The sequence below is a fragment of the Rhodopseudomonas sp. AAP120 genome (genome assembly GCF_001295845.1).
In the GTDB taxonomy this organism is placed as follows: Bacteria; Pseudomonadota; Alphaproteobacteria; order Rhizobiales; family Xanthobacteraceae; genus Rhodopseudomonas.
On sequence record NZ_LJIC01000095.1, the window covers coordinates 1 to 12,756 of the forward strand.

A 12,756-nucleotide genomic window follows, 5' to 3' on the forward strand; every position below is an offset into this window, starting at 1 on the left:
ACGGGGCTTCTGGATTGCTTCGTCGCTTCGCTCCTCGCAATGACGAACATTCAAGGCCGTATTTCGGATCGAATTTTCGGCTAGGTTCTGAAGAGCCCGGCGAAGCCGGGGCGTCTCGAAGGACGAGCACCCGCTGTTGACCGCTGCGCCGCTCCACCAAAGTCGTCATGGCCGAGCTTGACCCGGCCATCCACGGCCACAGGCACGGCCATTATCTGAAGGATGGATGTCCGGGTCGAGCCCGGGCATGACGGATTCGGAAAAGCCCGCCCGCGATCTTGCAGCCGCGCCGTTTCGCGGCTATTGGTCTGCGCCTCACGCTCCCTTCGTCTAGCGGTTAGGACGCGGCCCTCTCAAGGCTGAAACAGGGGTTCGATTCCCCTAGGGAGCGCCAGAGCCAAGCTTTTACCCGCACCAAGCAATATTGCGATGCAATTGGATTGACCAATCGCGCTGGCACAGTTCTTAGCTAGACTTTTAAGCGTGCCACGAAATGCCGACTCGGAGTCTTCTCAGCGGCGGTTTAGTAGGTATAGCGCGCTGGGCCTCGATATTCTTGCCTGCTCTCATCAATCATGATGCGTTGTGAGGTCTCGTCGCAACTCATGCTGCGGGATCGCCCTTCAATTTCGAGTGCGGTTTCAATGATTGGGGCCTTTGGAGAAAAATTCATGAAACCTCCTCGGAACGCTTGGTCCAGCAAAACAGAGGGACGCTTAGTTCTCCTGTTCGCCCAGACACTTCATGAAATGCTCGCCGAGCCTCCCTTTGAGAGCTTCCGCGTGTATTCTCTTGATACCGTATCTAGGTTGAGTGAAGCGCTGGCCCTAATGCGCGATGTCCAACTTAACCGAGTTCCTCGAGCATCTCTGAAGCCAGTACTTGAGGAGGTGCTTTGGTCTTTTGAAAAGGACCCGATTGCAAAGAGTGTTGCTCCTAATGAAATCTCAGTTCTTTCGGAGGGAATCAAGCAGGAGGCTATTCTCGCGGATCTAGCTGCAAACATTAGGGTAATCGCGCGTCTGCTGAAGAGGGATTACAAGCTACGTATTGAAAGATATCTCCTAGCGATCTTCGATGAGCCAAACCGAAAGTTGGATTTAAGGCGAGCGTGCGGCTTTTACTGTTCTCACTTAGTTAATTCCGGCTTCTCAAAAAACTGGATCAGAGAGATTGTACAGGAGTTATTCTTTGATCCGGATATGAGCGATGCTGATAGAAATAGCGTCGAGACGTTCTTCAGAAAGTTAGATACTAAGGATGTCGAATTTAACGTATTCTCTCCTGTAAATTCGGAGCTCGCGCGTTTACTAAAGTCGCTGGGCTGGCAAGTAATGGATTGGGAAGAGCTCGGCGATCACGCTAGAGAGTCGCTGCAGCCCTATTTTGTGTCTGAATTGAATTCCGTTGTTGTTTCAGTCGAGAAGGCGAATGACCCTTACGGATCGGTCGACTTAGTTCAAAGCCAGCTCACTTATGTTCGTGCGCTGACTTATTTGGGCCGAGAGGGCATGGATTGTCGCTGGAATCCCTGGATGTATGTTTCGCGGAAAGCGGATGGCTCCGGTAAAGCGTATTCCGTCCCGGAGTTGTCGTTTGACAGGCCGCCTCGACTTACAGCGGGTCGCCGGCTGCGCTCGCACACAAAATTCTTTAAACGCTTGATGGAGAATTTTGACAGGCCCTCTACAGAACGCCTCCTAAGCTCCGTAAACACTGCCGCATTGGCCAGGGGCTCAGCTAATACAGAGAATCAACTAATATCCCTTTGGTCAGCTATTGAAGTGTTGTTGAGTGATCCGCATCCAGGAATGCCTCGAGTTATCAGCTATGTGCATCAAATAGTCCCTTGCATTTGCCTTCGCCATGTTCGGAGACAATTTGTTGCTATCTATGATGAGCTCCTCGTGGCGTATCGTCGTTCGTTTGTCACGATCCTTCGACAGGAGCCTTCTTTCAGAGAAGAAGATCCGCATACGAATTTTGCAGCCTTGATCTGTTTGCAGGAGAATGAGCCACTGCAGAAGGAGCTTTGTAGATTGTGCGCAGATAATCCTCTCGCTCTTCAGCGGCTATTCAAGCTGAATCGTGATTATGGGACTGTCAATGCTGCTGCAAATGCAATCGACGCTCACGAAAAGCGCGTTAGTTGGCAGGTTCATCGTATATATCGAGCACGGAATCAACTTGTTCATCTCGGCCGAAAGCCTCCTTATCTCGATCCGCTAATTCTGAATATGGCTGAGTACTTTCAGGCCTCAATTAGTGCTATCGTAAGTCGTGCCCAAAGAGAGTCGGGCCAATCGAATATTGATCGAGTAGTTTCCGAAATTGGAGTTGCGTATCGCATCTTGCTTCGGAGATTATCAAAATCTGATACTAGAAGTATGAATCGAGCAGATCTCCACCAATTAGTGGCTCGACCGAGCGAATAAGAGAGGGCCCAACGCCTTGATCACGAGCGTACGTCAAGAATTAATGGGTCCTTCGCCTCTCATCGTCTACCCGTTTCGATCTCCGCAGCCGCCTCCACCGCCCTATCCGCCCCAACCGGCCTCGCGAACACATACCCCTGCACACAATCGCAATCGAACGCGCCAAGCAGTTCGACCTCTTCGGCGAGCTCGGCGCCTTCGGCCACCACGCTCATGCCGAGGCCGTGCGCCAGCGCGATGATGCCGCCGAGGAGTTTGCGCTTCTCGGGCACGGTGGCGATGCCGCTGACGAAGGAGCGGTCGATCTTCAGGCAGTTGAACGGCAGCCGCGTCAGATAGCCGAGCGACGAATAGCCGGAGCCGAAATCGTCGAGCGCCAGCCGGATGCCGAGCTTCGACAGCGCCGCCAGCGTCGTGCTGACCTTCTGCTTGGTGTGATCGACGAACAGGCTTTCGGTCAGCTCCAGGCAGAGCAGCTCCGGCGGCAGGCCGGTCTCGGCCAGCACCGTCGAGACGACCTTCTCGAAATCGCCGTTCCAGATCTGCGCCGGCGAGACGTTCACCGAAATCGTGCGCGGCGGCAGGCCGGCATCGAGCCAACTCCGCATCTGGCGGCAGGCATCGCGCAGCACCCAATGGCCGAGATCGACGATCAGGCCGGTGCTCTCCGCAATCGGGATGAACTCCGAGGGCGCGATTGGGCCGCGCTGCGGATGGCTCCAGCGCAGCAGCGCCTCGAAGCCGATGACGCGGCCGGTCTTCAGATCGATCTGCGGCTGATAATGCGTCTGCAGGCCGCCGCTCTCGACGGCGTGGCGCAGCCGCCTGCCGAGGTCGAGCTTTTGATCGACCGCTTCGGCGTAAACCGGCTCGAACAGCTGCGCCCGTCCGCGCCCGGCCTCCTTGGCCATATAGAGCGCGAGGTCGGCGTTGCGCGAGGCTTTCTCGGCGGTCGCGCCATGCTCCGGCAGGATGGCAATGCCGATGGTGGCGCCGATGCAGGCCTCGCCCTCCGCGAGCTCGACCGGCACCGACAACTTAGCGATCAACCGATCGGCCAGCGCGACCGGCGCTTCGGCAGAGGCGCTGGGGCTGTCCGTCAGCACCGCAAATTCATCGCCGCCGATCCGGGCGATGAAGGCCTGCGGACCCAGCTCATGTCTCAGCACGCCCGCGACGTGAACCAGCAGGCTGTCGCCGGTGGAATGGCCGAGCGTATCGTTGACCTCCTTGAAGCGATCGAGGTCGATCAGCAGCAGCGCCGTGTGTCCGTCGTCCGCAGCCGGAGTCTCGAACAGACCGGCGAGCCTGCGTTTGAACAGCGCGCGATTGGCGAGTCCGGTCAGCGGATCCGTGTAGGCCAGGAGTTCGAGCCGGCGTTCGGCTTCCTTGCGATCGGTGACGTCCTGCGCGGTGCCGATCAGGCCGACGAGCTTGCCGCTGACGATCTCGGCCTTGCAGATGATGGCCAGGTCGCGCGGCGCGCCGTCGCTGTGCCGGATGCGGATGTCGGTGGATTCCGTGTTGCCGCTGCGCAGGACGCGAGCCTGGATCCTCAGCAGACGGTCGGCGTCGTCGCCCAGAAAATAAGCCTTGGTGCCCTCATAGGTCGGCTCGAACGCATCCGGCTCGAGGCCAAGCAGCTGATAGAGTTCGGGCGACCAGACCGTTCGGCCGCTATCCAGCCGATGAGTCCAGGTGCCGATCCGGCCGAGCCGATGCGCTTCTTCCAGCGCGCGGGTGCGCTCGTCGAGCAAAGCGCGGGCGGCTTCGAGCTGGGTGATATCGCTCGCCGTGCCGCGATAGCCGAGGAACGTCCCGTCATCGGCGAAAATCGGCTTGCCGCTCGTCCTGATACAGATCCGCGAGCCGTCCTCTCCGATCGACGTGTAGACGAAGTCGCGGAACGGGCGGCGTGCTTCCATGTCGCCGCGGTGCAGCGCCATGGCGCCTTGGTCTTCCGGCGCAAACGACAGTTCCCAGCGCGCCTTGCCGCCCGACGCGACGGTTTGCAGGGCGGCGTTTCCATCGACGGATTTCGGATAGGGCAGCAGCCGATGGTCGGGGCCGCTCTCCCAGCACCAGTCGGAGGCGGTGCTGACGAAGTCGGCGAAGCGCTGCTCGCTCTCGGCCAGGCGCCGGAGCGCAGACGCCTGCGGAGTCACGTCCCTGACGACACCGAACACGCGTTGCACCTGGCCGTTCGGGTCGAACTCCGGCTCGCCCTGCACGATGCAATCGAGCAGGCTGCCATCGGAGTTGAAAAATCTGGTCTCGACCGCAAACGGCCGGCCCTCGGTCCAGCACGCCACGTAATGAGCGAACAGAACGGTGCGGCTCTCGGCCGGATCGGGCTGGCGCATGGCGGCGCTCGGAGCGAACCCGGGTGTCTGACGGGCGTAGAGCGACGCGAATTCGGGCGACATCCAGAAATCGGTCGCAGCGGCGCTGAACGACTCCCAATACGCGATGCGCCCCATCCCCATGGCGCGGCGCAGCGACCACTCCTGATGCCACCCCCGCGCTTCTCGCGGGTACGGCTGCCGCAATGACGCTCCACCGACGGCCATCTTCCCCCGACCAAGACGAACCCGCACCATGATACAGCCGTACCATGGAGCGGTTGCCGGTCAGAGCGGCAAATCCCAATGAGATCAGCGCGTTCGCCATCGTGGTATAATTTGAGTGAACCGCGACAGGGAACCGTCTTGGAGCCTCGACCCTTGGTCGGTACCGGGGAATTCGATCAACCGACGATCTGCGGGCGAACTCTCAATGCGGCGCGGGAAGCTCCCCACTCGGATCGAAAGCAACGCTCGTCGGGCCTCCGGCCAGCGCATCTTGCCGACCGCCGACGGCTCCATCGCCGCGGGGCAGAGCTCCGCCGCACAGCCGATCACGCCGGCAGATGCTGCCGCACCCAGCGCACGATCTGCTGCGCCGGCATTGCGCCGGACGTCCGGGCCCGCTCGCGGCCGTTGTCGAACAGGATCATGGTCGGGATGCCCTGGATGCCGAGCCGGGCGGCGATCTGCTGCTCGTTGTCGGAGTTCAGCTTGATCAGCCGCACGTTCGGCTCCAGTTCGCGCGCCGCCTGCTCATAGGCCGGCGCCATCGCCCGGCACGGCCCGCACCACGGCGCCCAGACGTCCACCAGCACCGGCACGCTGCTCCGCGCCAGCTGCCTGTCGAACAGCTCGCCGCCGACGTCGGCCGGGTGGCCCTCGAACAGCTTGTTGCCGCACTTGCCGCATTTGCCGTCGAGGGCCGGGCGCTGCTCCGGCAGCCGGTTGACGCCGCCGCAATGCGTACACACCACCAGATGATCGGACATGATCGGATCTCCTTGCGGACAGATGTAGTTGTGTTCCGCGCCATTGCGAGACGGCGAAGCCGACGAGCCATCGGGTTCGAAACCGGATGGCTTTGCTCAAGGACGAGGTGAGGCGGAGTTACGGCACCAGCACCGCGGCGCCGAGCAGTTCGCCGGCGCGCAGCTTGGTCAGCACCGCGTTGGCATCGCGCAGCGGAAACGCGTGGGTCTCGGTGCGGATGCCGGCCTGCTGCGCCACTTTCAGGAAATCGGCGCCGTCCTGCCGGGTGAGGTTGGCCACCGATACCAGCTGCCGCTCCTCCCACAGCAGGCCGTACGGGAAGCTCGGGATGTCGCTCATATGGATGCCGGCGCAGACCACGCGGCCGCCTTTGCGCACCGCCTTCAGCGCGGCCGGCACCAGGCCGCCGACCGGCGCGTAGATGATGGCGGCGTCGAGCGGCTGCGGTGGCATCTCCTCCGAGGCGCCGGCCCACACCGCGCCGAGGCTGCGGGCGAAATCCTGCGCGGCGCGGTCGCCGCCGCGGGTGAAGGCGTAGACCTGCCGGCCCTGCCAGCGCGCGACCTGCGCCACGATGTGCCCGGCGGCGCCGAAGCCGTAGATACCAAGCCGCTCCGCCGGCCCGGCGATCACCAGCGAGCGCCAGCCGATCAGCCCGGCGCACAGCAGCGGTGCGATCGCCACATCGTCGCCGACGTCGCCGAGCGGGAACGCGTAGTTCGCATCGGCGATGGCGTGGGTGGCGAAGCCGCCGTCGCGGGTGTAGCCGGTGAACCGCGGCGCGTCGCACAGGTTCTCCATCCCGCCGGTGCAGTAGCGGCAGACCCCGCAGGTGTGACCGAGCCATGGAATGCCGACGCGGTCGCCGATGCGGTGAGCGGTGACGCCGGCGCCGATCTCGGCGATACGGCCCACGATCTCGTGGCCGGGAATGATCGGATAGCGGATGTCCGGCAGTTCGCCATCCACGACGTGCAGGTCGGTGCGGCAGACGCCGCAGGCCGCGACGCTCACCAGCACCTCGCCGTCACCCGGCCGCGGCGTAGCGCGCTGCTGCCAACGTAACGGTGTATTCGGCGCTGTCAGGACCATCGCCTCCATGGCGCGTCCTCCGGTCGCGGAGATCGATCGGGCCAGTCTATCGCGGGACGGCAGGCGATCAAAGCCGCGCACTCACTTCCGCTCGCGCGCCACCCAGTTTTCACCCTGCTTGCGATACTGCTTCTTCACCGCCGCCCAGGCGACACGATGGGCGGTGCTCTCCTGTTCGTCGGGACCGCGATCCTGATATTCGGTGAAAGCATTATTGAACGCCGCCACGTAGATCTGCTGCGCGTGCAGCGGCAGCCGCACCTGTAGCGGCGGTGGCAGATCGTCGGTCGAACCGTACGGCATGTCGCTCCCTTCCTGCGTCGAACGAAGCGCGGCGCAGAACCCTGCAGCCGTCGGCGCGTTGGCGGACCAAGGCCGGCCAGCGGCGCTCCGTCACCGCGCAGGCTCGCTTCCGAATGCGGCAGCGTCGCGTCGCCGGGAGGCTGGCGCGGTGCCGTCCTTGATGCGGATCAAATCCACAGCGCTGCCCGGTTCTAGGATCATGGCGGCTCGGACGGGAAGAGACGATGGCAGCGGCCGGCGATCAGGGAGGGTGCGATGGCATCTCCGGAGTCTCGGCATTCATCGGGCCGTGCACCGGCGAGCGATTTCGCGGCGCAGCGCGCCCGCATGGTCGAGCAGCAGATCCGCGCCCGCGGCGTGTCCGATCCGCTCGTGCTGGCGGCGATCGCCAAGGTGCCGCGCGAGGCTTTCGTGCCGAATCTCACGCGTGCGCATGCCTATGACGACTCGCCTTTGCCGATCGGCGGCGACCAGACCATCTCCCAGCCCTACATCGTCGCCGTCATGATCGCGGCGCTGCAGCTCGAAGGCGGAGAGCGCGTGCTCGAGGTCGGCACCGGCTCCGGCTATGCGGCCGCCGTGCTGGCCGCCATCGCCGGCGACGTGATCAGCATCGAGCGGCTGGAGCCGCTGGCCGATCGCGCCCGCACCGCCCTTGCGGCGCTCGGTATCCGCAACGTCGAGGTGCGGCACGGTGACGGCAGCCGCGGCTGTCCGGAGCGCGCGCCGTTCGCCGCGATCGTGGTCGCGGCCGGCGGCCCGCGGGTGCCGGACTCGCTGAAGGCGCAGCTGGCGATCGGCGGACGGCTGGTGATGCCGGTCGGCGCCGATCAGCTCGGCCAGAAACTGCTGCGCGTCACCCGCAGGTCCGACAGCGATTACTTCGTCGAGACGCTCACCGACGTCCGCTTCGTGCCGCTGATCGGCGCCGAGGGCTGGGACGCGGCGGATCGCGATGCGGCCTTGCCCCGCACGGGGCGCACATGAGCGCTGCAGCGGCGCGACATCGCGCGGCGGCCGGGGCCGCGCCGCGAATGCTATACAGCCACGGCGCACCGCGCCTGCGGGTTTTCGTTCACACGCCGGCGGCTGCGCCGCCCATCGATCATCGCCAAGGGGACGTACCATGATCAAGGATCTCATCGTCAATCTCGAACAGAGCGCGTCGCGGGATCGGGTCGTCGACGTCGCGCTGGCGATCGCCCGGACGTTCGACGCGCATGTCTCCGGCGTCTGCTTCGCGTATGATTCGCTGCCGAGCTTCACGATGCCGGACTTTCCGTCCGACGTGCTGACCAAGATGCTGGCCGCCAACGAGGCGGCGGCGCGCGCTGCCGTCGAGCGCTTCGAGGCCGCCTGCAAGCGCGAGGGCGTGTCGGCCGAGCATCATCTGCTGGAGACGCCGTACGGCACCTCCGGCCGCTTCCCCAAGATGGCACGGCGGTTCGACCTGTCGGTGATCATGCAGTCCGATCCGGAGAACGGCGACAACGAGGTGTTGATCGAGCAGGTGTTGTTCGATTCCGGCCGGCCGGTGCTGATCGTGCCCTACATCCAGAAGGACGCCGTCAAGCTCGACCGCGTGGTGTGTGGTTGGGACGGCAGCCGCGCCGCGACGCGCGCCATCAACGACGCGCGGCCGTTCCTGCGCCGCGCCGCCGCGGTCGAATTGCTGATCGTGCGCGACCACAAGGTGCGCGACGACAGCGAACTGCGCGGCATCGAGATGGCCAATCACCTCGCACGCCACGGCATCAAGCTGGACATCAAGGTGATCACCGCGCCGGATGTCAGCGTCTCCGGCACCATCCTGTCGCACGTCGCCGACACCGCCGCCGACCTGCTGGTGATGGGCGGCTACGGCCATTCGCGGCTGCGCGAATTCGTGCTCGGCGGCGTTACCCGCGAGATGCTGGCGTCGATGACCGTGCCGGTGCTGATGTCGCATTGAGGCGGGTGTCGTTGCATCCGAGGCTCGCTGCGCGCGCGCCTCGGGTGGACGACGCGGTCAGCCCGACAAGGTCCCGGTCCGCTGCGACATCGCGGCGTCTGGCCGGTTGACGCGCGTCAACGGCAGAACAGGGGCGGCGCGCCAGACTTGATCTGGTGCCCGCGGCGGGCGCGCCTATGCCGCCCGCCGTCCCGTCCTTCGCTCGTCCAGACGTCCCGGCTCTGGACTTTCCCTCAGCACGCCAGATTCGGAGACCGTCCGCGATGGTCGATATCGTGACCCTCACCCCCAACCCGGCGATCGACCTGTCGACCTCGATCGAACGCCTGGTGCCCAGCCGCAAGCTGCGCTGCGCGGCGCAGCAGCGCGATCCGGGCGGCGGCGGCATCAATGTGGCGCGGGTGGTGAAGCGGTTCGGCGGCGACGTCGAGGCGATCTATCCGGCCGGCGGCTTCACCGGCCGGCTGCTGCGCTCGCTGCTCGACCGCGAACAGATCCCGAGCCGCGTGGTCGAGTCCGAGGCCGAGACCCGCGAGGATTTTTCCGTCACCGAGGCCGCGACCGGCCAGCAATTCCGCTTCGTGCTGCCGGGGCTGCCGCTGGCAGAAAGCGAATGGCGCGGGCTGCTGGAGATTCTCGGCGGCACCGACCCGGCGCCGAAAATCGTGGTCGGCAGTGGCAGCCTGCCGCCCGGCGTGCCGACTGATTTCTACGCCCAGGCCGCCGCGGTGGCGAAGCGGATCGGCGCGAAATTCTTTCTCGACACCTCCGGCGCGCCGCTGGTGGCGGCGCTGGCGCACGGCGTCACGCTGATCAAGCCGAATTTGCGCGAGATGCAGGAGCTCGCCGGCCGGCCGCTGGCCAACGACGCCGACTACGTCGCCGCCGCGCGGCAGCAGATCGAGGCCGGCAAGGTCGAGATCGTGGCGCTGTCGCTCGGCCATCTCGGCGCGCTGCTGGTGACCAAGGACGAGGCGCTGCGCTCACCGGCGCTGCCGGTGGCTCAGGTCTCGACGGTGGGGGCCGGCGACAGCTTTCTCGGCGCGATTGCCTACAGTCTGGCGCAAGGCTGGTCGATCGAGGACGGCTTCCGCCGCGCGCTCGCCTCGGGCTCGGCTTCGCTGACCATGCACGGCACCGAATTGTGCCGGCCGGCCGATGTCGAGCGGCTGTGCCGCGAGGTGGTGATCGAGCGCCTGTAAGGCGTTGCGCTTTCGGGCGCTGTCGGCGCTCACAATCGGGAGCGTCGTCGTTCATTTCGGAACTGTTGCCGGAACGGCCTGTTGTCCGCCCGCTGCGCGTGCACGCCGGCGAGGAGCGGAACATGGCCCAGGACGACACCCGACTTCACGAAGCGGACCTTCCCGAATCCGGCGACCGTACCGTCGAGTATGACGGCCCGGCCGGCGGCTGGGGCTCGCTGGAGGGAATCGCGCGCATCTTCGGCAAGGAATGGAATACGCCGACGGTGATCGAGACGCTGATGCGCCAGAACAAGCCGAAAGGCTTCATGTGCGTGTCATGCTCGTGGGCCAAGCCGGCCGACTACCACACCTTCGAATTCTGCGAGAACGGCGCCAAGGCGACGCTGTGGGAGCTGACCACCGCACGCTGCACGCCGGAGTTTTTCGCCGACCATACCGTCACCGAATTGCGCGGCTGGAGCGACCACGACCTCGAAATGCAGGGGCGTCTCACCGACCCGCTGCGCTACGATCCGGCGACCGATCGCTACGTACCCTGCGGCTGGGACGAGGCGTTCCAGGCCATCGGCGAGCATCTGCGCGCGCTCGATCCGAAATCGGTGATTTTCTACGCGTCTGGCCGCGCCAGCCTGGAGACGTCCTATCTCTACGGGCTGTTCGCCCGGCTGTACGGCAACAACAATCTGCCGGACAGCTCCAACATGTGCCACGAGACCACCTCGGTGGCGCTGAAGAAGACGATCGGGGTCGGTGTCGGCACGGTGGTGTTCGACGATCTGGCGAAGTGCGACGCGATGTTCTTCTTCGGCCAGAACACCGGCTCGAACAGCCCGCGCTTCCTGCATCCGCTGCAGGAAGCTGCCAAGCGCGGCGTGCCGATCGTGACGTTCAATCCGTTGCGCGAGAAAGGCCTGGAGAGCTTCGTCAATCCGCAGAGCCCGACCGAGATGTTGACCGGGCGTGAGACGCCGATCTCGAGCCAGTATCATCAGGTCAAGGCGGGCGGCGACATCGCGGTGCTGCTCGGCATGTGCAAGCACGTCTTCGCCAAGGACGACGAAGCGAAGCTCCAAGGCAAGCGCGTGCTCGACGTCGCGTTCATCGCGGCGCACACGCACGGGCTCGACGAATTCGAGGCCAAGGTGCGGGCGACGCCGTGGCAACAGATCGAAGCCGAGTCGGGGCTCAGCCGCGCCGCGATCGAAGCTGCCGCGCAGGTGTATGTCGAAGCCGACCGGGTCATCGGCATCTACGGCATGGGCCTGACCCAGCATGTGCACGGCTTCGAGAACGTCGCGATGCTGGTCAATTTGTTGCTGCTTAAGGGCAATATCGGCCGCGACGGCACCGGCATCTCCCCGGTGCGCGGCCATTCCAATGTGCAAGGCCAGCGCACCGTCGGCATTTCGGAAAAGCCCGAGCTGGTGCCGCTCGACAAGATGGCCGAGCAGTTCGGCTTCACCCCGCCGCGCGACAAGGGGATGAACACGGTCGAGGCCTGCCACGGCCTGCTCGAAGGCAAGGTCAAGGCGTTCATCGGGCTCGGCGGCAATTTCGTCCGTGCGATCCCGGACCAGGAGGTGTTGGAGAAGGCCTGGACGCGGATGCAGCTCACCGTCCAGATCGCCACCAAGCTCAACCGCAGCCATCTGGTCAACGGCCAGGTCGCCTATCTGCTGCCGTGCCTCGGCCGCACCGAACAGGACGTGCAGGCCAGTGGCCCGCAGGCGGTGACGATGGAAGACACCTTCAGCTGCATCCAGGGCTCGATCGGGCTGCGCCGTCCGGCCAGCGCCAACCTGAAGTCCGAGCTGGCGATCGTCGCCGGCATCGCCAAGGCGACGCTGCCGTCGAATCCGAAAGTGCGTTGGGACGAATGGGTCGGCGACTATGGATTGGTGCGCGATCTGATCGCCGAGAGCTATCCGGACATGTTCCACGACTTCAACGGCCGGATGTTCACGCGGGGCGGCTTCTACAAAGGCAACGCGGCGCGCGAGCGGATCTGGAAGACCGAGAGCGGCAAAGCCGAGTTCACCACGCCGCAGATGCTGAGCTCGATCGGCTTTCAGGATGCGCCGGGCCGCTACCGGCTGGTCACGCTGCGCTCCAACGACCAGTTCAACACCACGATCTACGGCATGAGCGACCGGCTGCGCGGCATCGAAGGCCGCCGCGACGTGCTGCTGATCAATCCGGACGAAATCGCGCGCGCCGGACTCACCGACGGCCAGATGGTCTGGCTGGAGAGCGACGCGGCCGACGGCCTGCATCGCGAGGTCGGGCCTCTCAAGGTGACGCCGTTCCGGCTGCCGGACGGCTGCCTCGCCGGCTACTACCCCGAGCTCAATCCGCTGATCCCGCTGACCCACCACGACAAGGAATCGAAAACCCCCGCCAACAAATCGGTGCCGGTGCGGATTCGCGCCTGAAGC

At 64.6% G+C, this 12,756-nt stretch carries 9 protein-coding genes and 1 tRNA gene; 6 read left to right on the forward strand and 4 right to left on the reverse strand.

The window, feature by feature from the left end:
* Nucleotides 1–319: 319 nt before the first annotated feature.
* Nucleotides 320–394: transfer RNA gene (locus IP86_RS15810), tRNA-Glu, on the forward strand.
* 211 nt (nucleotides 395–605) lie between these two features.
* Nucleotides 606–2,435 carry a hypothetical protein gene (locus tag IP86_RS28750; protein WP_156332526.1) on the forward strand — a complete coding sequence of 610 codons (1,830 nt, stop codon included), beginning with the start codon at nucleotides 606–608 and terminating at the stop codon, nucleotides 2,433–2,435.
* Between the two features lie 59 nt (nucleotides 2,436–2,494).
* Here IP86_RS28750 and IP86_RS15820 read toward each other — a convergent pair whose 3' ends face one another.
* The 4 genes from IP86_RS15820 to IP86_RS15835 form a co-directional block, all read right to left on the reverse strand.
* The gene (locus IP86_RS15820) at nucleotides 2,495–5,005 is read right to left on the reverse strand and encodes a sensor domain-containing protein (RefSeq protein WP_054163496.1); all 2,511 of its coding nucleotides are present in this window, start codon (nucleotides 5,003–5,005) and stop codon (nucleotides 2,495–2,497) included.
* A 326-nt stretch (nucleotides 5,006–5,331) separates the two neighbouring features.
* Nucleotides 5,332–5,769: a thioredoxin TrxC gene (gene trxC / locus IP86_RS15825; protein ID WP_054163497.1), complete on the reverse strand. Its 438-nt coding sequence runs from the start codon at nucleotides 5,767–5,769 to the stop codon at nucleotides 5,332–5,334.
* A 118-nt stretch (nucleotides 5,770–5,887) separates the two neighbouring features.
* Nucleotides 5,888–6,871: a zinc-dependent alcohol dehydrogenase family protein gene (locus IP86_RS15830; RefSeq protein WP_054163498.1), complete on the reverse strand. Its 984-nt coding sequence runs from the start codon at nucleotides 6,869–6,871 to the stop codon at nucleotides 5,888–5,890.
* 72 nt (nucleotides 6,872–6,943) lie between these two features.
* On the reverse strand, nucleotides 6,944–7,165 hold the full coding sequence (locus IP86_RS15835) for a ChaB family protein (RefSeq protein ID WP_054163499.1): 222 nt from the start codon (nucleotides 7,163–7,165) through the stop codon (nucleotides 6,944–6,946).
* Nucleotides 7,166–7,420: 255 nt separating this feature from the next.
* Between IP86_RS15835 and IP86_RS15840 the strand changes: the two genes are divergently transcribed.
* The 4 genes from IP86_RS15840 (at nucleotide 7,421) to IP86_RS15855 (ending at nucleotide 12,753) form a co-directional block, all read left to right on the forward strand.
* Complete coding sequence (locus IP86_RS15840; protein WP_054163500.1) at nucleotides 7,421–8,152, forward strand: protein-L-isoaspartate(D-aspartate) O-methyltransferase; 732 nt, start codon at nucleotides 7,421–7,423, stop codon at nucleotides 8,150–8,152.
* Between the two features lie 139 nt (nucleotides 8,153–8,291).
* Nucleotides 8,292–9,116: a universal stress protein gene (locus tag IP86_RS15845; protein ID WP_054163501.1), complete on the forward strand. Its 825-nt coding sequence runs from the start codon at nucleotides 8,292–8,294 to the stop codon at nucleotides 9,114–9,116.
* A gap of 263 nt (nucleotides 9,117–9,379) precedes the next feature.
* The gene (locus tag IP86_RS15850; RefSeq protein ID WP_054163502.1) at nucleotides 9,380–10,318 is read left to right on the forward strand and encodes a 1-phosphofructokinase family hexose kinase; all 939 of its coding nucleotides are present in this window, start codon (nucleotides 9,380–9,382) and stop codon (nucleotides 10,316–10,318) included.
* 122 nt (nucleotides 10,319–10,440) lie between these two features.
* Entirely contained in the window at nucleotides 10,441–12,753 is a 2,313-nt protein-coding gene (locus tag IP86_RS15855) for an FdhF/YdeP family oxidoreductase (RefSeq protein WP_054163519.1), read from the forward strand.
* Nucleotides 12,754–12,756 lie beyond the last annotated feature (3 nt).